This is a genomic window from Microbacterium immunditiarum (genome assembly GCF_013409785.1).
Lineage (GTDB): Bacteria > Actinomycetota > Actinomycetes > Actinomycetales > Microbacteriaceae > Microbacterium > Microbacterium immunditiarum.
In genome coordinates this window covers 2,716,640-2,736,477 of record NZ_JACCBV010000001.1, presented here as the reverse complement: position 1 = coordinate 2,736,477, position 19,838 = coordinate 2,716,640, and the positions used below count along the sequence as shown (strand labels likewise).

Annotated in this window: 30 protein-coding genes and 1 tRNA gene; 26 read left to right on the top strand and 5 right to left on the bottom strand. The window is 68.7% G+C overall.

Annotated features, from left to right (window positions below):
- Positions 1–34: 34 nt before the first annotated feature.
- Positions 35–107 (top strand) — tRNA-Asn (locus BJ991_RS12775).
- Here the strand turns inward: BJ991_RS12775 and BJ991_RS18935 are convergent.
- On the bottom strand, positions 69–263 hold the full coding sequence (locus BJ991_RS18935; protein ID WP_425487548.1) for a helix-turn-helix domain-containing protein: 195 nt from the start codon (positions 261–263) through the stop codon (positions 69–71). The genes BJ991_RS12775 and BJ991_RS18935 overlap by 39 nt on opposite strands.
- Before the next feature lie 167 nt (positions 264–430).
- On the opposite strand from BJ991_RS18935, the gene BJ991_RS12765 reads away from it, so the two are divergent.
- The 23 genes from BJ991_RS12765 to BJ991_RS12665 all read left to right on the top strand — a co-directional run bounded on the left by BJ991_RS12765 (position 431) and on the right by BJ991_RS12665 (position 15,947).
- Entirely contained in the window at positions 431–649 is a 219-nt protein-coding gene (locus tag BJ991_RS12765; protein ID WP_179490563.1) for a MerR family transcriptional regulator, read from the top strand.
- Entirely contained in the window at positions 646–945 is a 300-nt protein-coding gene (locus BJ991_RS12760) for a hypothetical protein (RefSeq protein WP_179490561.1), read from the top strand. The genes BJ991_RS12765 and BJ991_RS12760 overlap by 4 nt, the downstream gene beginning before the upstream one ends.
- Entirely contained in the window at positions 942–1,304 is a 363-nt protein-coding gene (locus tag BJ991_RS12755; RefSeq protein WP_179490559.1) for a hypothetical protein, read from the top strand. Before BJ991_RS12760 ends, BJ991_RS12755 begins: the two co-directional genes overlap by 4 nt.
- Positions 1,304–1,588 (top strand): hypothetical protein, encoded by a 285-nt coding sequence (locus tag BJ991_RS12750; protein ID WP_179490557.1) that lies wholly within the window; start codon positions 1,304–1,306, stop codon positions 1,586–1,588. The genes BJ991_RS12755 and BJ991_RS12750 overlap by 1 nt, the downstream gene beginning before the upstream one ends.
- Positions 1,588–1,716, top strand: coding sequence for a hypothetical protein (locus tag BJ991_RS18670; protein ID WP_281363930.1), 129 nt, complete (start codon positions 1,588–1,590; stop codon positions 1,714–1,716). The genes BJ991_RS12750 and BJ991_RS18670 overlap by 1 nt, the downstream gene beginning before the upstream one ends.
- Positions 1,713–1,847: a hypothetical protein gene (locus tag BJ991_RS18665; RefSeq protein ID WP_281363929.1), complete on the top strand. Its 135-nt coding sequence runs from the start codon at positions 1,713–1,715 to the stop codon at positions 1,845–1,847. The genes BJ991_RS18670 and BJ991_RS18665 overlap by 4 nt, the downstream gene beginning before the upstream one ends.
- Positions 1,840–2,286 (top strand): hypothetical protein, encoded by a 447-nt coding sequence (locus BJ991_RS12745; protein WP_179490555.1) that lies wholly within the window; start codon positions 1,840–1,842, stop codon positions 2,284–2,286. Before BJ991_RS18665 ends, BJ991_RS12745 begins: the two co-directional genes overlap by 8 nt.
- Positions 2,283–3,578 (top strand): DNA primase family protein, encoded by a 1,296-nt coding sequence (locus tag BJ991_RS12740; protein ID WP_179490553.1) that lies wholly within the window; start codon positions 2,283–2,285, stop codon positions 3,576–3,578. Before BJ991_RS12745 ends, BJ991_RS12740 begins: the two co-directional genes overlap by 4 nt.
- A 268-nt stretch (positions 3,579–3,846) precedes the next feature.
- Complete coding sequence (locus tag BJ991_RS12735) at positions 3,847–4,254, top strand: hypothetical protein (RefSeq protein WP_179490551.1); 408 nt, start codon at positions 3,847–3,849, stop codon at positions 4,252–4,254.
- A gap of 202 nt (positions 4,255–4,456) precedes the next feature.
- Complete coding sequence (locus tag BJ991_RS12730) at positions 4,457–6,052, top strand: hypothetical protein (protein WP_179490548.1); 1,596 nt, start codon at positions 4,457–4,459, stop codon at positions 6,050–6,052.
- Between the two features lie 64 nt (positions 6,053–6,116).
- The gene (locus BJ991_RS12725) at positions 6,117–7,214 is read left to right on the top strand and encodes a hypothetical protein (protein ID WP_179490546.1); all 1,098 of its coding nucleotides are present in this window, start codon (positions 6,117–6,119) and stop codon (positions 7,212–7,214) included.
- A gap of 2 nt (positions 7,215–7,216) precedes the next feature.
- Positions 7,217–8,953, top strand: a complete 1,737-nt coding sequence (locus tag BJ991_RS12720) for an HK97 family phage prohead protease (protein ID WP_179490544.1) — start codon at positions 7,217–7,219, stop codon at positions 8,951–8,953.
- Positions 8,954–8,974: 21 nt separating this feature from the next.
- The gene (locus BJ991_RS12715) at positions 8,975–9,418 is read left to right on the top strand and encodes a hypothetical protein (protein WP_179490542.1); all 444 of its coding nucleotides are present in this window, start codon (positions 8,975–8,977) and stop codon (positions 9,416–9,418) included.
- Positions 9,408–9,794, top strand: coding sequence for a hypothetical protein (locus tag BJ991_RS12710; protein ID WP_179490541.1), 387 nt, complete (start codon positions 9,408–9,410; stop codon positions 9,792–9,794). The genes BJ991_RS12715 and BJ991_RS12710 overlap by 11 nt, the downstream gene beginning before the upstream one ends.
- Positions 9,787–10,188: a hypothetical protein gene (locus tag BJ991_RS12705; RefSeq protein ID WP_179490539.1), complete on the top strand. Its 402-nt coding sequence runs from the start codon at positions 9,787–9,789 to the stop codon at positions 10,186–10,188. The genes BJ991_RS12710 and BJ991_RS12705 overlap by 8 nt, the downstream gene beginning before the upstream one ends.
- Positions 10,189–10,190: 2 nt before the next feature.
- Positions 10,191–10,712: a hypothetical protein gene (locus BJ991_RS12700; protein ID WP_179490537.1), complete on the top strand. Its 522-nt coding sequence runs from the start codon at positions 10,191–10,193 to the stop codon at positions 10,710–10,712.
- A complete protein-coding gene (locus BJ991_RS12695) occupies positions 10,712–11,800 on the top strand; it encodes a hypothetical protein (protein WP_179490535.1) in 1,089 nt (362 codons plus the stop codon). Before BJ991_RS12700 ends, BJ991_RS12695 begins: the two co-directional genes overlap by 1 nt.
- Positions 11,797–12,162: a hypothetical protein gene (locus tag BJ991_RS12690; protein ID WP_179490533.1), complete on the top strand. Its 366-nt coding sequence runs from the start codon at positions 11,797–11,799 to the stop codon at positions 12,160–12,162. The genes BJ991_RS12695 and BJ991_RS12690 overlap by 4 nt, the downstream gene beginning before the upstream one ends.
- The gene (locus BJ991_RS12685; protein WP_179490531.1) at positions 12,159–13,829 is read left to right on the top strand and encodes a hypothetical protein; all 1,671 of its coding nucleotides are present in this window, start codon (positions 12,159–12,161) and stop codon (positions 13,827–13,829) included. The genes BJ991_RS12690 and BJ991_RS12685 overlap by 4 nt, the downstream gene beginning before the upstream one ends.
- 12 nt (positions 13,830–13,841) lie before the next feature.
- Complete coding sequence (locus tag BJ991_RS12680; RefSeq protein ID WP_179490529.1) at positions 13,842–14,651, top strand: hypothetical protein; 810 nt, start codon at positions 13,842–13,844, stop codon at positions 14,649–14,651.
- Positions 14,648–15,328: a M23 family metallopeptidase gene (locus BJ991_RS12675; protein WP_179490527.1), complete on the top strand. Its 681-nt coding sequence runs from the start codon at positions 14,648–14,650 to the stop codon at positions 15,326–15,328. Before BJ991_RS12680 ends, BJ991_RS12675 begins: the two co-directional genes overlap by 4 nt.
- Positions 15,325–15,663, top strand: coding sequence for a hypothetical protein (locus BJ991_RS12670; RefSeq protein WP_179490524.1), 339 nt, complete (start codon positions 15,325–15,327; stop codon positions 15,661–15,663). Before BJ991_RS12675 ends, BJ991_RS12670 begins: the two co-directional genes overlap by 4 nt.
- Positions 15,660–15,947: a hypothetical protein gene (locus BJ991_RS12665; protein ID WP_179490522.1), complete on the top strand. Its 288-nt coding sequence runs from the start codon at positions 15,660–15,662 to the stop codon at positions 15,945–15,947. The genes BJ991_RS12670 and BJ991_RS12665 overlap by 4 nt, the downstream gene beginning before the upstream one ends.
- Here BJ991_RS12665 and BJ991_RS12660 read toward each other — a convergent pair.
- Positions 15,944–16,114, bottom strand: a complete 171-nt coding sequence (locus BJ991_RS12660; protein ID WP_179490520.1) for a hypothetical protein — start codon at positions 16,112–16,114, stop codon at positions 15,944–15,946. The genes BJ991_RS12665 and BJ991_RS12660 overlap by 4 nt on opposite strands.
- A 9-nt stretch (positions 16,115–16,123) precedes the next feature.
- Positions 16,124–16,939 carry a tyrosine-type recombinase/integrase gene (locus BJ991_RS12655; protein ID WP_179490518.1) on the bottom strand — a complete coding sequence of 272 codons (816 nt, stop codon included), beginning with the start codon at positions 16,937–16,939 and terminating at the stop codon, positions 16,124–16,126.
- A gap of 231 nt (positions 16,940–17,170) precedes the next feature.
- Between BJ991_RS12655 and BJ991_RS12650 the strand changes: the two genes are divergently transcribed.
- Positions 17,171–17,776: a GyrI-like domain-containing protein gene (locus BJ991_RS12650; RefSeq protein ID WP_179492776.1), complete on the top strand. Its 606-nt coding sequence runs from the start codon at positions 17,171–17,173 to the stop codon at positions 17,774–17,776.
- A gap of 43 nt (positions 17,777–17,819) precedes the next feature.
- On the opposite strand, the gene def is transcribed toward BJ991_RS12650, so the two are convergent.
- On the bottom strand, positions 17,820–18,386 hold the full coding sequence (gene def, locus BJ991_RS12645) for a peptide deformylase (RefSeq protein WP_179490516.1): 567 nt from the start codon (positions 18,384–18,386) through the stop codon (positions 17,820–17,822).
- A gap of 43 nt (positions 18,387–18,429) precedes the next feature.
- Here def and BJ991_RS12640 point away from each other — a divergent pair, with 43 nt between their 5' ends.
- Positions 18,430–19,506, top strand: a complete 1,077-nt coding sequence (locus tag BJ991_RS12640) for a DMT family transporter (protein ID WP_179490514.1) — start codon at positions 18,430–18,432, stop codon at positions 19,504–19,506.
- 1 nt (position 19,507) lies between these two features.
- Here the strand turns inward: BJ991_RS12640 and BJ991_RS12635 are convergent, their stop codons facing one another.
- Positions 19,508–19,804 (bottom strand): hypothetical protein, encoded by a 297-nt coding sequence (locus tag BJ991_RS12635; RefSeq protein WP_179490512.1) that lies wholly within the window; start codon positions 19,802–19,804, stop codon positions 19,508–19,510.
- Positions 19,805–19,838 lie beyond the last annotated feature (34 nt).

Below are 19,838 nucleotides of genomic sequence, written 5' to 3'. Positions count from 1 at the left end.
GATGGTCTGGTTGCCCGCGGTGAGCGGCGCACATTCCTCCATAGCTCAATTGGCAGAGCAATCGGCTGTTAACCGATAGGTTCTTGGTTCGAGTCCAAGTGGGGGAGCTCTTCGAAGAGGCGACCGACCGAGACTTTCAGAAACGCGGCGGTCGCCTCGAGCTCATCCGGGGTCCATGGCGAGAGCCCGCTGAGTCGCCGACTCGCCGATGACTGGGTGACGCCGAGCACGCGCGCGAGCTCGAGCTGCGTCTTGCCTCTCATCATCATGATGAGGCTCACGTTGAGGCCGACACGCTGATTCACCGGGCGGCGCTCGGGCATCTTCACGACGTTGCTCATGGCGGCAGACTATGCCAAACCGTGTCAACCTGCAATTACTTGGCGCAAATTGGCACGGTATGCACTACATGCATGTTACGGTGCCTGGCATGGCTATCCACGACGTGCATAGATCGCCGCGTGACGCAACGTCGCTCACGCCCGCCGAGGCAATGGAGGCTCTCGGCATATCCCGCAGCACGCTCAACCGCTACGTCGCCGCCGGCGTGCTCGAGCCTCGGCGGCTCCCGTCCGGGCATCGCCGGTTCGACTCTCAGGCCGTCGAGGCGATCCTCGCACGCGGCGAGTCGTGGGGCGACGAGTCATGAGCCGCCCGACCGCCCTCGACGTGATCGAGGGGCGCGCGCAACCGCACGAGCTCCCGCCGGTGCTCGCCGACCTCTGGCGCGACGGGTTCCACGCCGGCGCGGCCGTCGTGCGCGCCCGGCTCGAGCAGCTCGAGGCAGACCTCAATTACTGGTACTGGCGCGCCGTCGCGCCGCAGGAACACGCGGCACGCATCCGCGAAATCCTCGACGACTACGACGCGCAGACCGCCCGCAACCAGACCGCTGAACGATGGGCGGCGCTCGATGCCGCCGTGCAGGAGGCAAGAGCATCATGACCAACTACCGATACTTCGATGCAGACCTGATCGGCCGCACGCCGGCTCGACGCCGCGGCCTCGACGCACTGATCCCGACGAGCCCCGACCCCGCGCCCGACGCGCCGGATGCCGTGCGGCAGCTGCAATGGCGCGAGCTCGAGGCCGCGCTGTTCGCGATCACCAACGCGCAGTTCGAGTACGAGCGCAACCGCGACGACGAGGCCGGCCGCATGTGGATCGAGGATGCCCGGCGCGCGCTCGGCACGCTCGCGCTCTCGCTCGCCGATGGTCCCGCGGCCGAGGGATACGCGCGCCTCTTCTCGACGATCATGACCGAGCCCAACGTGCGCCGGGCATCGACAGATAGGGAGCAGTGATGCCCGCGAACGTCACCGAATCGCGCGTCGAGGTCTATGTCGACACGCTCGGGATCAAGCTCGACAAGCCCCGCAAGACGACCGGATACACCGCTTGGTGCGACGAATGCACAGTCGGCGAATCGGGCATCAACTGGCACGGCCCAACCTATCCGGTCGGGTACTACTCGGCCCCGACGATGGAGGCCGTCATCGACGCGGAACAGCACAACGAACAACACGACCCGACGCACATCGTGCGCGTGAGTGAGCTGGCCCACGAACCGACCGGACGGGAGTCGTGATGTACCGCCCTGAAGACGAGAAGATGCGCTATCGCCGTGAGCGGCCCGACGCCTGGCAGATCGCGGCCTCGATCGCCGCGTTCATCGCGGCATCCTCGCTCGTCGCGCTCGTGATGGTGCTCGCATGAATCCCGACGAGATCCCGCTGCCCATCGCGATTCCGCTCATCGTGATCCTGTGGGCGACCGTCATCGGCATGTGGATCGCGGACGGCCGCGAGCGCGTGCGTCGCATGCTCGAAGGGTTCGACGATGAGTGATCTGCTCGAGCTGCTCGGCGACGAGTGGACCCTGCCCGACGTGGCCGAGATCGTTCCCGAGGCGCGCAGGTGGTCGTGCAAGCATCCCGACCGGGACACCGCGACCCACGGATGCCGCGAGTCTGGGCGTGCCCCGTTGACGTGGAGCGACGTCTACGGGGCCTACGTCGACGGCATGGGTCGGATCGCCCGTTGCGGGTATTGCGTCTCGTGCATCGGCTCCGGGAGGACGAGCGTCCGCGACCCGTGGACCGACGAGCTCGTCGACTACAGAGGTGCGCCCTGCCGCATGTGCAGCGGCACCGGCTGGACTGAGCACGCCTGGGACTGCAACCCGGATTGGCACCGGCATCACATGACGATCCGTGTGCCCGAGCCCGCGACCGCGTTCGGCGTCACGTTCGACGGTCGCACGGTGGTGCCGGGGGAGTACGTATGACGGCCGCGTACATCGACCCTGACACCGGGCGGCTCGACACGACCCTGCTCGCCGCGCACATCGCGGTCGAGCCGACGCCGCTCGGCCGAGGCGTCGACTCCGAGCTCTACGAGTACCGCGACGGCGTATTCGTGCGCGACGAGAACATCGTGACCAAGCGTGTCGCGCGCGAGCTCGGCGCCCGCTACTCCAAGACGGTCGAGGGACAGGTCGCCGCGCACCTGCTCAACGTCGAGGTGCCGGAGGTCGGTCTGCCAGACCTCCCACGCGGCCGGCTCGACTACATCGTGCTCGCCAACGGCATCTACTGGTGGACCGACGACACACTCGAGCCTCACACGCCCGCGCTCGGCGCGCTCACCAAGCTCCCGATCGTGCACGACCCGCAAGCGATCCCGCACGCCTTCCGGGAATGGCTCGAGCAGGTGCTCGGCGACGATCCCGAGCTCATCCGCCACATGTGGGAGGTCATCGGCTACCTGCTCATGACCGGCAACCCGCTGCAGAAGATCATCCTCTTCCACGGTGAGGGCGGGAACGGCAAGGGCACGCTCATGCGGCTGCTGCGCGCGATGCTCGGCCGCGAGAACTACTCGAGCGTGTCGCTGCACCAGCTCGTCGACGACCGGTTCGCCACGAGCGGCCTGTACGGCAAGATCGCGAACATCTCGGGCGACCTCTCGAGCCGGTTCCTGTCCGATCCGCAGGTGCTCAAGGAAATCACCGGTGGCGACTCGATCAGCGCATCCCGCAAGTTCGGGCAGTCGTTCGAGTTCGTGCCCTACGCGGTCCCGGTGTTCGCATCCAACGAGTACTTCCGCACCTCTGACAGCTCGATCGGTTGGCGACGTCGCTGGGAGGTCATCGAGTTCAACCGGCGCGTCGACGAGCTCGGCGCGTTCGACGAGCAGGTGCTACTCGACGACATACCGGGCATCTTCAACCTCGCGATGGACGGGCTACGCCGGCTCATGGCGCGCGGGAAGTTCGCGCCGCCCGACGCGGCCCGCGAGGCTACCGAGCGGCTGCACAACGACGCCGACCCGTTCATGCTCTGGCTCGACGACGACGAACACGTGTTCGTCGAGGCCGACCAGTCGAGCCCCTGCGCCGACGTGTACCGCAAGTACTCCAACTGGTGCCGCCGCAACGGCTACTCGGCGCTCGCCTCCGGCCCGTTCGGCGTGCGCCTCAAGGGCGTCGGGATCACCAAGTCGCGTCCCCGCGTCGGCCTCGCCCGCACGTGGCACTACGACGGCATCGGCGTCATCCTCGGGAGCTCCGACGCATGAGCCTCAGCGGTCCAAGCAGCGCGGTCCAGGTGCGGCCGCGGTCCAACCTCGCACACCCCGCACCCCATGAAGATACGAGCCTTCGGCCACTAGTGGCCTGTGGTCCAGGTGAGTGGTCCAGGTGCGGTCCAGGCGTGGTCCAACCTCGATCCCAGTGGGGGGGGGGCGGGTGGTCCAAGCGGTCCAACTACTTCTCAACCCATTACGCAGAGAGAGAAAGAGTAGAGAGTAGCGATCCAGTTGGACCACCTAGACCGGGCGGTGCAGCATGACCGCCAAGCATCGCGATCCCGAGTACGTGCGCAACGCTCGCATCGTGCGCGCTCAGGTCGCTCGAGCCCGACGCCTCGGCGATGACGTGATCTGCTGGCGGTGCCGCCGCCCGATCGATCCGGCCGAGCAGTTCGACGTCGGCCACCTCGACCCGAGCGGCGGGCCGGGCCTCGAGAACCTGGCCCCCGAGCATCGGCGCAAGAGCACGACGTGCCGAGGCAACCGGTCGGCCGGCGGGCAGCTCGGCGCGGCGATGACCAACGCTCGACGCCGGATGCCGCCGCCGCCTCGCCGATCGCGCGGGCTGTTGAACTGGCGCGTGGCCGGTCTTTTTTGGTCGCTCGTGTCACCCCCGCCTTCGGCTCTACAGCCATCCCTTCCCCTGAACTGGAGGTTCAGATGAACGCCCGACACCTCACCACCGACCCGGCATGTTTCCTGTATCGCGAGCCGCGCACGTGGCTCGGCCGCCGCCGCCACGATCGCAACCGCGGCCGGTCATGCGTCCGCTGCATGCGATGGGCGAGCCGCGCCGCGTTTCTCCGGTCGCTCGGATTCAGCCGCGGCGAAGCGGCGGCGATCGCAACTCTCGAGGAGCCGAGGGAATGGTGACGCCGACGCTCTCTGATCTGTGGTCCGAGGCCAACTGGCTCGAGTGGCGGTCGCACGCCGAGCGGTTCCACGCGATCCGCCTGACCGAGCTCGTCACGACCGAGCAGTCTCGCGGCGAGTTCATCGAGGGCGCGCGGCTGCTCCGCCTCGACCACCGGATGCGCGCGGGCGACGGCGGCACCGGCCCGTCGCCGATCCAGCTGCTCATCGCCGACGTGCTCGCCGCCGGCCGATTCCTCAATGCCATCGACGAGCCCCGCCGCGCGACCAAGACGACCGCGATACAGGCCGTGCTCGTCGGGCGCTGCTACCACCGCGAGGACTACAACGTCGGGTGGACGATGTTCACGACCGGCGCGAAGGCCGGCGAGCGGTTCCGCAAGGACATCGTGACGCACCTCGAGCGGCTCTACCCCGACCCGCGCAAGAGCCCCATCAAGATCAACGTGGGCAAGGGCACCGAGCATCTGCACTTCACACAGACCGGCAGCTACCTCAACGTGTACACGCCGAACGGCGATGGGTTCCGGTCGGGCGGGTTCGACGCGGCGTTCGGCGACGAGGGCGGCGAGGCCGACGTCGAGCAGAGCGAAGATGTCGAGGTCGCGGTGATCCCGACCATGGACACCAAGCCCGGCGCGCAGTTCATCATCGCCGGGACCGGCACGAAGTACCGCACCGGCAACATTCTGTGGAAGGCGCTGAACAACCCCGACGCGGCGGTCGCGTGGCACGGCATCCCCGAGACAACCGACCCCGCCGAGTACGAGTCGTGGGAGCCGACACCCGAGCATCCGCGCGGGCGCATGCGCGAGCTCATCGAGATGTCGCATCCGGGCGTCGGCTACACGACGCCGATCGAGGCGGTGAAGCGCAGCTACGACAGCTTCCCGCGCGACAAGTTCCTGCTCGAGTACGGCGGGCAGTTCGGCCTCGAAGGCAACGCCGACTCGGTGATCCCGCCGGCATGGTGGGAGCGCGCCGCCGTCGATATCGACATCGCCGACGTGCCGATGCCCGACAGGTTCTCGGCCGCGATGAAGGTGCACCACCTCGGCACGCACGCTGCTCTCGCCGTCGCGTTCGACTACGACGAGCCCGCCGACCTCGTGACCAACGCGCTCGAGCTCGCCGGCGAGGCCGAGCGTCCCCGCCGCCGGGCGGTCGCGGTGTGGCTGCATCAGCGCGGCACCGAGGGATTCGACCGAGACGTGCTGCTCAAGATGCGGCGCAAGCGTCTCGTGTACGACGACTACGGGCACACCGCGATCATCGCTCGGAAGATCGAGAAGGTGCCGATCCGGCCCGACCTGCACCCGACCAAGACGCGCGACATTCCGCTCGCCGCCGTCCGGTTCATGCAGGAGCTCGAGGCCGGGACCGTCGTGCACTTCCGGCAGGACGTGCTCAGCGACGCGGTGCAGATCGCAACGCGGCAGTCGTTCGGCAACTACGGATCGTGGCGGTTCGGCGCGCCCAAGTCCGACCCCGAGGCCGACATCTGCGCGCTCGAGGCGGCATCCCTGGCGCTGCATTTCCTCGACGACCAGCCGCGCACCGTGAGCCCGAAGGACGCCGTGCAGTTCTGACGACACGCCGGGGCCGCTCGGTGGGTGCAAGATCATGCACGCCGTGCATGCTACGGTTTCCGCCGTGAGCATCTGGCGTTCCCTCGGCGATTGGCTACTCGGCCCCGCGGCATCCATGCCGGCTCCGCAGCTGCTCACGTGGATGAGCCCGCAAGACAGCGTGCAGACCGTGTTCATCCCCGACGACCTCAAGGCTCACCTCGCCGACGCGAAGCAGTCGATCCTCGATCACGCCGCGGCGATGAAGGTGCCCGCGTACAAGCGATCCTTCGAGGTCGTGTGCGGTGTGCTGTCGCGGATGCCGTGGGTTCAGTACGCGGCGGGCGGGCAGCGACTCGCCGAGCAGCCGAGCTGGCTCGTGTCATCCAAGAGCGGCGTCTCGCCGCGGCATCTGCGATGGGGCGTCGCGGCGGATCAGTTCGCGCACGGCATCGCCGCCATCGGGTTCAAGCTGGACGACGCCGGTAGGTATCCGGTCGACGCGATGCATCTGCCGTTCGGCACCATGTGGCGACTCGACGGTGACAAGATCCGCGTGTCGACCTCGATCCCCGCCGAGTATCGTCAGCGCGTCGTCGTGATCCCGCTCGGGTATGGCACCAACGGCATGCTCATCGACGCGGCCGACACGATCCGCGATGCGCAGGAGATTGCCGCCGCCTACCGCGACCGCATCAAGAATCCGATTCCGCAGACCGACCTCGAGCTGACCGGGGAGCGCTGGGATGCGTGGTCGAAGGAAGAGCGCGAGGAGTTCAGGCAGCTGTGGATCGCGGGCCGCAAGGCCGAGAACGGTGCGACGGCGATGCGGCCCGAGTGGGTCAAGCCGAACTACAGCGGCGCGGTGCCCGCTGATCTGTTCGAGTCCGGCCGCAACGCGAACCGCCTGGACATGGCGAACCACGCAGGTCTGCCCGCGTCGATGGTCGAGGGCGTGCGGCAGGGCGGCGGCGGCGGCGGAACCGAGATGCGCTACAGCGGCGTCGCGAACGGCGCGGGCCGCAACGAGCTGTGGGACTACGGGCTCGACAAGTACTCGAGCTCGTGGGAGGGGCGTCTGTCGCTCGACGATGTGTGCCCGCCCGGCGAATACATCCGCGTCGACACCTCCCGATTCCTGGCGGCTCCCAATCCGACCGACCCCGAGGCAAGCGAGGACTGATCATGGACCCCGATCTGATCGAATACGAAGGCGGCGAGGTTCTCGCGAACCTCGACGAGCGCACCGTGACCGGGCTGCTCGTACCGTTCAACGAGCTCGGGCACACCAACGCCGGCCGGTTCATGGTCGAGGCGGGCGCGCTGGCGCTCCCATCCGACCCGGCCGTGATCAGCCTGAACCTCGACCACGACCGCTCGCAGAACATCGGCCGGGCATCCCGCGTGTGGGAAGAGCCGGTCGGGATCATGGCCACCTTCGCGATCGCGAACACGCCCGAGGGCGACGCCTACCTCGCCGACGTCGCGAGCGCGACCCCCAAGCGCAAGTGCCTGTCGGGCGAGTTCCACACCGCGATCAAGGCGGGCAAGGCGGTCCCCGGCAGCGGACGACTGTGGGGCGCCGGGGCAGTCCCGGCCGGCGCGTTCCCGTCCGCGATGGTGCTCGCCGCTGACACCGACGAGTCGAAGAGCTCGAGCCGCTACGTCACCGAGTACACGGACGAGAACGGCGTGACGTGGCGGCGCGTCGAAGAGACGACGACCGCGACGACCGCGACCGAGAACGGCCGCGAGACGACCTCGACGACGACCGTCGTCGAGGAAACCGAAGGAGAACAGGAGGGGGCCATGCCCACCGAAGAGACGACCACCGTCGAGGCCGGGGCAGTCCCCGTGACCGAGGCCAACGCGCCGGCGCGCACGCTCGAGCGTGGACCGTCGCTCGCCACGATCTTCGCGTCGATCGCGACGATGAAGAACAAGATGACGCCGAAGGCCGACCGCGACGCGGCCGAGGCCGTGCTGGCCTCTCTGCCCGACGTGCACACCGTGCTCGCCGCGCTCGAGGACATCACGCCCGGCGGTGCGACCCCGCTCACGAGCGCCGGCGTGGTCCAGCCCAACTGGGTCGGACTCATCGCGCAGGGCGTGCCCTACTCGCGCGAGTACATCGGCCTCTGCAACCACGGCACCGACATCTCGCTCGGCGGCAAGAAGGGCTTCAAGGTCAAGCGAGGCACCGCGGGCGCGCCGGTCACCGGCAACTTCGACGGCACCTACACCGGCAACAAGAGCGAGGTGAAGAGCTACAAGGGCTTCACCACGACGCACGAGTCGGTGCTCGACCAGTTCGCGATCGCCGAGGACATCGCGCGCGCGTTCTACGACCTGCCCGGCGGCGCCGAGGCGGTCGCCGCGTTCCTCGCGCTGATCGTCGAGGACCACCTCGTCTGGTCCGACGAGACCGCGCTCGAGTACATCGTCGAGACGGCGGGCGCGCCGGTCGCGCCGAACACGGCCGCGTTCCCGACCAACTACCCCGACGCGCTCGGGCAGCTCATCCAGGGCATCCTGGCCGTGCGCAAGCGCAAGGCGGACGGTCGCCGCGACGTGCCCACGTTCGCGATCGCGAACGACGCCGCGTTCGAAGAGCTGATCTACGCCGCGGGCGGCGAGCAGAACCTGCCCGCGTTCGTCAACATCGCGCTCTCGACGAGCGGGCAGGGGACCGTCGACGGCGGAATCACCGTCGTCAACGGCGATGTCGGCATCGAGGACACCGCCGCGGTTCTCGTCGGCGCGAAGGGCGGCATCGACTTCGACGAGCCCGCCGGCGGGCCGCTGCTCATCGATGCGGTCGACATCGCGAAGGGCGGCATCGACAAGGCCGTGCACGGATACCTGCAGACGTTCGTGAAGCGTCCCGAGGCGTTCGTGCTCGTCGGCACCGCCGACGTCTGATCGGCCCAGGGAGCGTAGGCAATGACCGAGTGGTACACCACCACGGGGGGAACACCCGAGGAACAGGAGGCCGCCCAGGGTCGCCTGTTGGGCGAGTGGCCGGATGCGCCGCTCGACCGGCCCGAGACGTGCGAGATGCTGCTCGAGGTCGCCCGGGAACAGGTCGTTGTCTACGCTCCCGATCCGGGTACGGCCGAGGCCGCGGTCGCGGCCGTGCTCGAGCGGTTCGGGCTCACGCACAAGCTCGTCGACGTGCTCGCCGTGCTCGAGCTCGACGACCTGACGGACCCGCCGCGCCGCTACGTGTACGCGCAGCTGCAACAGGCCGTGAACCTGTGGAACGCGGGCCGCGTGTCCAGCGACGGGAACCTCGGCGACGGCGCTTTCACCTTCACACCGCGACCGCTCGACCGGACGATCAAGTCGATCATCCGCCCGATCGACGGGAAGCCCCATGTCCTCTAGCGTCCGCGCGCAGGTCGCCGCCATGCTCGCCCCGTTCGTCTCCGACGAGTGGACGGTGAAGCCACACACCGTGAAGCAGGTCGACACGCTCGCGCGGCCGACGCTGTTCATCGAGCACACGGGCATCGACCCGCTCGAGGTGTCGCCGTTCGGGCACGTGCAGAGCACGGTCGTCGTGACGGTGCTGTCTCACCTGACCGACTACTCGAAAGCCGAGGATGCGCTCGACGTGCCGGTGCTCGAGCTCATCACCGACCTCGACACCGACGACCGGCTCGAGTTCCGAAACGCACGCAAGACATCTGTTCACGACACCTACCTCGGGTGGGCTATCGAGCTCACCGTGATCACCGCAAAGGAGACCGGCGATGCCTGAGATCGCAGCAAACCCGCATCTGTTCAAGGCCACATTCACGCTCGGCGAGGACTCATTCACCGCGCATCTGAGCAAGGCCGAGTACGTGCCCACCCAGCCCACCGGGCAGTACGTCGACCTCAGCGGCAAGGCCGTGAACTTCGGCGGCGAATCGTCGTGGATCCTCGACCTTGCCGGATGCCAGGACTGGTCGACCGCCAACAGCCTCAGCGCGTACCTCGACGCGCACGAGGGCGAAGAGGTCGAGGCGACGATCACCGAGCCCTCGGGCGCGACCCACGTCGGAACCGTCGTGTGCGCGGCCGTCAACAAGGGCGGCACCGCGAACTCGCCGGCGCTGTGGGCGAAGCAGTTGCAGGCCAACGGCAAGCCCCAGACGACGTACCCGGTCTGATCATGGCCGGCGTCGGTCGCATCTCGCTGCTGATCGACTCCCCGCTGCGCACCGTCTGGCTCGCGTTCCGGGGGCTCGAGCCCGAGGTGCGCAAGCAGATCACGAGCCACACCAAGCGGATCGCCGAGCCGGTGTGGCAGGAGACGACCCGCGAGCACGCGCTCTCACGCCTCCAACAGCGCGTGCTCGCGGGAACCAGCCGCGTCGGCGTCTCCGGCCTGTCGGTCACGCTGCGCGCCGGCGGCGGCGGGCGGCTGTCGTCGGGCACCCCGACCTCGCAGCTCTCGCATGCTGTCGCGTTCGGCGCGTCGCCGAACAAGCAGCAGCGGGTTCCCGCGCACTCCCGCAAGGGGCACCCTGTGCGCGCGCACACTCGTCGTCTCGGCACCCGGTTCAACCCGCCCCGCCGCGGCGGCTACGTCGTATTCCCGGCCGCGCGTGAGGTGATCCCGCGCATGGCGTCGCTCGTCGTGCAGACCACGATTCGCACCGTGCACGAGCTCAGAGAGAAGGTGGGCAGGTAGTGGCCGCCGGCGACATCAGCATCGTCATCAACTCCGAGACGAAGGCGTTCAAGATGGGCGTCGAGCGGGGCATCATCGACCCGCTCGAGGACGCCGAGAAGGCGCTCGACGAGCTCGGCCGCTCACGCGGTCCCGATGAGCTCGAGCGCGAGCTGCGCACCGCGCAGCGCACAACGGAGAACCTCAAGGATGAGACGGAGCGCACGGCGCGCGCGATCGAGCGCGAGTATCGCGACTCGTACCGCTCGGCCGGTGACGCGGCGGGCCGGTTCAAGGTCGACGCGGGCGAGAACATGAAGGGCTTCCGCGACGAGGCCGTGCAGAACCTCTCAGAAGTGGCGTCGTCGTTCGACGGCGACCTCTCGCAAATGGCCGAGGGTGTGCAGGGTCTCACCGGCGGGCTCGCGTCCTCGCTCACACCCGGCATCGGCATTCCTGTCGCGATCCTCGGCGCGACGGCCGCGGCGTTCTTCGCGGCGTGGCATCAGGCGGCCGAGGACTCCGAGGCGCGCGTCAAGGCGATGTACGACGACTTCACCGAGAGCGGTCGCACGTTCGTCACCGAAGAGTTCGTCGGTGAGGCGATCCGCGAGATTCAGGGTGACGCCGGCAAGTGGGCGGATGCCCAGCAGCGCGTGAAGGACACCGGCGTCGAAATCGGCACGGTGCTGCGGGCCATGGCCGGCGACCAGCTGGCGATATCCGAGGTGCACGCCGCCTACGTCAAGCAGCGCGACGACGAACTCGAGAAGATCCGTGAGGCCGGCGGGAGCATCAGCGAGCAGGCGACCGCCGTCGATGCGGTCAACGCGAAGTTCGGGGAGCAGACGGAATGGATTGCGCAGATTCAGCGGGACACGGGCACCGCCGCGTCGAAGGCCGAAGCTTACCGTGACGCGATGGGCGATGCCGTCGACAACTCGGCGCGCGTGCGCGACATCGTGAACCAGATCAAGGACCGCACCATCACGATCGGCGTGCAGATGAACAACGCCGGCTTCGAGAACTGGTGGCGCACCGTGCAGAACCGCGCCGCGCAGGGCATCACCGTCAACATGCGACCGGGTCAGGGCAGGGCGTGGCAATGAGCAGCACGACGACGATCACGCACGACGCCGGCACGATCACTCCAGACTCGTTCGCCGAGTACCGCGCCGAGCGCACCGCCGGCACGATCGTGCACCCGATCAGCAACAGCGAGAACGTCGATTACACGTTGCGGCCGTTCGATCTGCGCGTCGGCTCGTTCCGGCTCGTGTTCGCGAGCGCGACGGACGCGGATGCCGCCATGGCGGCGCTGACCAAGCCTCAGGCGCTGACGCTCTCGTCGACCGCGCGGCCGGGCGTGGGCATGCAGTTCGTGATCCCCGAGGGCGAGCGGGTGTTGCTCGAGCCCGGCCTCGCCGGCGAGACGACCGTGTTTGTGCCGTTCCGCGAGGTCCAATCGTGACCGGATCAGCGCACGAGTACACCGCGACGCTCGTCGTCGGCGAGGACGAGTACCCGCTCGGCATCCGCCGCGCCGGCAGGATCGTGCTCGACGACGGCCGCGCGCCGCACGTCGAGGCGAACGTCGACATCGCTCTGCCCGACGAGGCTCTGCAGCTCGTGCTCGATCCGCGGCAAGCGGCTCGCGTGCGGCTCGACGTGACGGCGACGTTCCCGACGACGACGCAGACGCGCACGTTCGATCTGTCGCTCAGGTCGCGGCCGATCCGGCACGGCCGCGGCGCGTTCGGTCGCGTCACTCTCGCGTCCGACGAGGCGCTGCTCGAGACGTTCCGCGCCGGCGCCGATGTCGACCTGTTCGACCTCGCCGGCTCGCTCCGAGACGTGATCAACAATGTGCTCGCCGCGGTGATCCCTGGCGCCGCGCTCGAGGCGACTCCCGACGCCGACGCAGACGTTACGCCGTACTGGGAGGTCACCAACCTGATCACCAACCCCTCGGCCGAGGTCAATACGACCGGTTGGGGCGCCGGCACTGGCACGTCTGCCGTCTCGCGGATTACCGGCGCCGTCCCGCCGACCGTCTCGGGCGTGGCTACGTTCCGTTGGACGGCCTCGGCGGCGACCGCGTACATCTCGGGCACGACGAGCTATCCGGTGCGCGCCGGCGAACGGCACGTTTTCAGCGGGTGGGTGCTCGCCGGCAAGGGTGGGTTGAACAAGGACTACCAGCCGATGATTCGGTTCGTCGACGCCGGCGGCGCCACGATCCGCGATGTGTTCGGGCCCGTCGTCGGATCGACGACGGAATGGGAACGGTTCGAGCAGATCGCGGAGGCGCCCGCGGGTGCCCGCTCGGCGACCTTGCATATTCGCTCGTTCGGCAACGCCGTCGGCGAATTCTCATATTGCGATGCGCTCATGTTCCATGAAGGCGACCGGGCGGTGCCCTACTTCGACGGCGCGCAGCCCGACGACGCGAACTACTCGTACGAGTGGTCGGGGGACACCGCGCACGCCTCGCCGAGCGTCCGCGTGCCGTTCGTCGAGCGGCGACCCGAGGCGCTCGTGTGGCGCGCCGGCGACTCGGCTCTCGACTTCCTGCATCCGCTCGTGCAAGCCGCCGGCCTACGGCTCGTCTGTGACGGTGAGCGGCGCTGGACGTTGCGCGGCGAGAACTACAGCGCGCCCGGCACGCTCAGCGTCCGCGAGGGCGTGAACATGATCGAGGGCGAGGACGTGATCGACCTCGATCGCGGGCTATGGTGCGACGCACAGGCGACGATCTACCGCGACCCCGCCCGCGTCCTGCCCGATCAGGTCGACTACTACGAGCTCAACAGCCCGCCGACCGTCGTGAACCGCGTCGTCGTGGATGCCGCATACGTCGGCCCCGGCCGATCCGAATACGCCGTCAGACGGGCGCAAGGCCGCGGCCGAGAGGTCACCGTGACGCTCGTCGCCGACTGGCGCACGCACGCCGAGCAGCCCGCGCGGTTCACGCTCGAGGGCGCGCCGGTGCAGCTTGGCCGCACGTCGCGGGTCGCGTTCGACCTCGCAACTGACCGCATGGACGTGGCAAGCCGCACGTCAGATCTGATCGAGGGCAGCGTCGACGCTCTGCTCGGCACCGTCGACGCTCTCGTCGGCACCGTGAACGACCTGTAAAGGGGGACCAAAATGCCATTCGATCCCGACGATCCCAACATCGGAGTCGACGCCGCGCTTGCCGGCCTCGAGGTCATGACCGGCGGCGAGGCCGCGGCCGACCTCGATGCATGGATCAACTATGTGCTCGACGAGATCGCGCGCCGCACGGCCGCGGTTCTCGGCCTCGATCGTGGCGGCACCGGCGCGACCACCGCCGAGGGCGCACGCCTCAACCTCGGCCTCTCTCTGCCGCTCACCGTCGACAAGCTCGACACCTACACAGACCCGATCCTCGGCGCGAACAAACTGCCGCGCTACAACTCGACCGGCAAGCTCGCGTGCGTCGACCCGACCGCACCCCTGCATACCGCGAACAAGCAGTACGTCGACGGCGCCGTGAGCGCGCGTCTGCCGACGACCGGCGGCACGATCAACGGCAGTCTCGTCGTCTCGGGCGGTCACGTGTTCGTGCCGTCGTCGACGCCGGCGACCAGCGACTACACGGTTGGCTATATCAACAACGACGGCCGCGTCTCGCGCGGCGCATCGTCGGAACGGTACAAGCACGACATCGATCGCGAGCCGAACCTGCCCGACGTGCTCGAGGTTCCGATCGCGCGCTACGTGATGAACGGCGACGCGCGCGAGACGCCGCGCTACGGCCCGATCGCAGAGGACTTGGCAGCGAACCCGACGACCGAGGCGTTCGTCGTCTACGACGCCGAGGGGCGACCGGACTCGTTCGACGTGATCAGCTACCTCATGGCGGCAGTCGGGCGGCTGCACGCGCGCAACGCCGAGCTCGAGGCGCGCCTCGAGCGTCTCGAGGCCGCATCATGACTCGGTATCCTCACGGCGGCACCACCGCTCCCATCGTCGCCTCGCCCTACGGGCCACGGCGAGGCGGCGCGTTCTCGTTCCACTACGGCACCGATTTCGTCGGATACGACGAGCTCAAGTCCGTTCTGCCCGGCACCGTGACGCATGCCGGCTGGCTGAACAGCGCGGCCGGCAACGCGATCGTCGTCGACTCGCGCGACCCGCTATCGGGCCGCACCGTCACCGTCTGCCGATTCCACGTCGGCGCGATCGCCGTGCGCAAAGGTCAGACGGTGCTCGAGGGCCAGACACTCGGCCGGATGGGCTTCACCGGCAACGCGACCGGCCCCTGTGATCACGTCGAAATCCGCTACTGGGCGGGCGGCGCATACACGACCGAGAACCCGACCGAATGGTTCGCGGCGCGCGTCCGACCACCGTCGTCTGCCGGCGGCGGCGCCCAGCCGGTAGTGCCCACGCCCAAGCCACCAGAACAGGAGGACGACCCCATGGCTCGCATCTTCACCAAGCCCAAGGACGGCAGTACCGTCTACGAGCTCAAGGACGGCCGCAAGCGCGGCATCACCAATGTCGAGTGGACCGTGATCAAAGCGGCATATGCCGCGGCCGGTGAGAAGGTGCCTTACGCGCGCAACGTCGTGACCGCGGCCGACCTGGCGCGCATCCCCGACGCATGATCGGCGGCATCGATGTCACGAGCGAGGTCGCGCAGATCAGCGCGGCGCTCATCGCGGCCGTCGCGGCGATCGTCGCCGCGATCGTGACCGCGATCATCGCGCCCCGCATCCGCAGAGACACGCAGGCGACGCGCGCTCAGGTCGAGAACGACCACCCGCGGAACCTTCGCGAAGAGCTCGACGAGCGGCACCACGAAACTCGCGGATGGTTCCGCACGCTCTATCGCATCGTCGGGGGGCTCGCGGTTGCGGTCGCCGGCGTGATAGGCGCCGTGACGCTCAACCACACCCGGCTTGTACGAGTCGAAACCCACCTGAAAGGACACAGACGATGACCAATCCGAACACGCGCGCCGAGCGGCGCGCACGTCTGGCCGCGGCCGGGGCGATCCCCGACGATGCGAGCTCGCTCGAGCAGCCCATCACCGAGCTCGTCGCGGCATCTGACCCGAGCATCCTCCCGCTGTGGGCGCGTCGCATCGCCTACAGCGTGGGCGCGCTCGGCGGTGCCGCGGCGATCATCGTGCAGGGATACGACCCGACGCTCGGCGCGAACATCGCCGGCGCGTCGGCAGTGCTCGTCTCGACGCTCGCACTCGCAAACCCGACGCGCCTCTAGATCCCGTCCGCGTCCATGTGGCTCGGCACCGCCTCGGAGGGCCGAGCCCTAGGCGTGCGCTCGGCGAGCGCGTGGCGCACCGCGAGCCGAACGATCCAGTACAGCAGCACGATGCTCACGGCCGCGCCGACGACCCACACGATGAGCGAGAGCATGAATTCGTCCATGCGGCGATCCTAGGCCGCGATCCACACGCGCGCACGGATCACCGTCGCCTCGGCGATCCGTCGCCGCGCGTCGTCGTCCAGGTGCAGATACCGCTGTGTCGTCGCGAGCGAGGCGTGCCCGAGCATCTCCTGAACGCCTCGGAGGTCGCCGGTCGCGTTGTACGCGGCCGTCGCGCCCGCATGCCGCAGACTGTGCGGATTCCACCCTGTGACGCGCGTGATGATCTTGTTGACGCTCATCGGGTGCATATGCTCACCGGCTCGGCCGGGGAAGTAATAGCCCGGCCCCTGCTCCCGCTCGAGCGCATGCAGCGCGAACAGCAACGGCTCGTTCGCGTACACGATGCGTTCCTTGTCGCCCTTGCCTCTGATCCGCAACCGGTCACCCTCGCGAGCGCTCGTGTGCAGCGTCGTGAGCTCGGTCAGCCGGAGGCACCCGTACCGGGCGAGCATGACGAGCGCGCGGTCGCGCGTCGAGGCCGTGAGCAATGCGGCCTCGATGTCGTCGTCGGGCGCCACCCGCGGCACGCGCTGGCGGACTCGGATCGAGGGTAGGTCGGCGGTCGGGTCGTCCCTGCGGATGCCTCGCCGGTGAGCCCACCTGAACAGCAGGTGCCACGACGCGAGGATCGACTTCCGCGTCTCGGGCGCGAGGGTACGGCGGCGGGCGAGCTCTGCCTCGAGCTGCTCGGCGCTCACCGTGCGCAGGTGGACCGTGCGGGCCAGCTCGCGCGCGTGCCGCATCCGCAGCTGAATCGTGCCGTCGAGGCGGTCGGTTGAGAGCATCCAGAGTTCGAACTGTGAGAGTAGAGCGTCGTTGGTCATGGCACAGATTAAAGGACTCTCACATACCGCCGAAGTTCGCGTAGATCAATTCACCTGATTGGAAACCGATAGGTTCTTGGTTCGAGTCCAAGTGGGGGAGCCACCGACAAGTCCCTGCACCACGGTCGCGCAGTCGGCTGAGGTTGAGGCATCCGTCTCGCCCTCCTGCGAACCAGGGGAGAGGGACGGTGCCCCGCCCATGTCGGCGGTGTGGGCCAGGCTGGTGCGGTGGTGAAGTCCGATCCGAAGAAGGAGCTGCCGTCGTACCGTTCGCGCGCGGGCGTGTTCGACCTCGTCGAGGTTCCGCCGCTGCGTTACCTCATGATCGACGGCGCGGGCGATCCGAACACGTCGACCGAGTATCGCGACGCGCTGGCGACCCTCTACCCGGTGGCGTACAGGCTGAAGTTCCTGAGCAAGCGCGAGCTCGGCCGCGACTACGTCGTCCCGCCCCTCGAAGCGCTGTGGGACGCGGCCGACAAGGCGGCATTCACGTCCGCGCGCGACAAGTCGCAGTGGACCTGGACGGCGATGATCCTCGTCCCCGACGGCGTCGGCGACGAGCTCGTGTCACGCGCGAAGCAGCAGGCAGCCCAGGCCCCGCTGCTCGACCGGCTGCGGGTCGGGACGCTTGCCGAGGGGCTCTGCGTGCAGACGCTGCACATCGGGTCCTACGACGACGAGGGACCGGTTCTCGAGCGGATGCACGACGAGTTCATCCCGTCGCGCGGACTGCGGATGACGGGCATCCACCACGAGATCTACCTCAGCGACGCGCGCCGCGTGGAGCCGTCGAAGCTGCGCACGATCCTGCGGCAGCCGGTCGTGCCGGCGTGACGAGCCCTTCGCACGACCGGTCGACGGTGACGGATGCGCCGCCTCACGCCTCGAGGTCGTCGACGCCCGGCATCCACGACTGACCAGGACGACCCCACCCGCGCTTGCGCGCGACCTTCTGCGTGGTCTTCCAGTCACTGTCGCTCAAGCGGTCGACGTAGAGGATGCCGTCGAGGTGGTCGAACTCATGCTGCATGATGCGCGCCCGCCAGCCGTCGACCTCGATGCGGACAGGCTCGCCGTCGACGTCGATGCCGGTCACGAGGACTCGGTCGGAGCGCCGCAGCGGGAACCGCTCGCCGGGGAACGACAGGCATCCCTCCGACTCGTCGTCGGGATCGGGCTGCCCGGGCTCGAGCGGATGCATCCACAACTCGGGGTTGATGACGACGCCGCGCCACGCGTCACCCTCGTCGTCGGGATACGAGTACGTGTAGATGCGGAGCCCCACGCCCACCTGCGGGGCGGCGAGGCCGACGCCCGGCGCCGCGTCCATCGTCTCGAACATGTCGGCGACCAGCGTGCGGATCTCGTCGGTGATCTCTTCGACGGGCGCCGCGGGCGCGTGCAGAACAGGATCGCCCAAGATGCGAATCGGGAGAACGGCCACGCCAAGAGCCTAGCCGCGCGGACCTGCAAGGTAGTGTCGGAGGGTGCTCGTGGGCGACGTCGGACTCGAGAGCGTGGGCGACACGCTCCTCGGCGTGTTCCGCAACCCCGGGCTCCTGATCGGCATCCCGCTCGCGCTGCTCGGTGCGATCTTCATGTCGTTCGGCGCGCAGTATCAGCACCGCGGCGTGCTCAAGGTCGAGCGCTTGAGCGGTTCGGCCGCGACGCAGGGGCTCAACTCGAAGCAGCTCCTCCGCCTGCTGTCGCGTCCGTCGTGGGTGATCGGCACGGTCATGCTCGGCGTTGCGATCGTGTGCCAGCTCGCCGCTCTCTCGTTCGCGCCGCTGATCGTCGTGCAGCCGCTCGGCGCGATCGCGCTCGTGATCACGACGCTGCTCAACGCGCGCATCAGCGGTCACCGGCCCACGAGACGCTCGCTCATGGCGATCGGCGCGTGCACCGGCGGCATCTTCATCTTCGTCACGATCGCGGCTCTGTTCGCGACGGAGGAGCGCGTGACCAACGGGCAGGTGATCACGATCCTGCTACTCCTGCTCGGCGTCGTGGTCGCCTTCACCGCTCTGTGGATCTGGCTGCGGCACCGGATGCGCGCGCTGTTCTACATCGTCGGCGCAGGCGTGCTCTACGGATTCGTCGCGACGCTCGCGAAGGTGGTCATCAGCCGCATCCAGACCGGCGACTTCGAGTGGCTCACCGTCACGTCGCTCGTGGCGTTGATCGCGGCGGCCGCGATGGGGGCCTACTTCGTTCAGACCGCGTACTCGTCGGGACCACCCGATCTCGTCATCGCGGGGCTCACGGTCATAGACCCGATCGTCGCGATCCTCATCGGCCTGATCGTGCTCAACGAGGCGGCCCACGCGCCGCTCTGGGCGTACTTCGGCTTCGGCGTCGCCGGAGCCCTCGCGGTGTGGGGCGTCTTCCAGCTCTCGCGCTACCACCCGCAAGTCCTCAGCGACAGCCAGGAGCTGCCGATCCAGCGCGGAAGCTCCGGTTCTCTCGACTCCCCGCACCCCACGACGGGCTCGGTGCGCGTGACGGAGGCGGTCGCGAAGGTGTGGCCGGAACCGCCCGTTCGAGATCCCGAAGACGCGGAGTAGGTCAGTCCTGCGCGACCGGGCGGTCGACCGAGATCACGATGGTGCCGCCGTCGAGGTAGCCGTCGCCCGGCGTCGGCGCGGGAGCGGGCATCTCGACCTGCGCCTCCCACTGCGCGTGCGCCTCCTCGGCGGACGGACGCCACACGGCGTCGAGGCCGCCGCCGATCCCCGCGAGCGAGCCGCCGCCGCCCTCCAGCTGCCGGCGCAGGTTGTCGCGCTGGAGCCGCGGCGCGAGCGCGACCAGCGCGATCGCGCCGACGACCAGGCCCCCGAGCACGATCCAGCCGACGACATCCACGCTGCGATTCTCCCACGCGCGGTCTGTGGTGCAC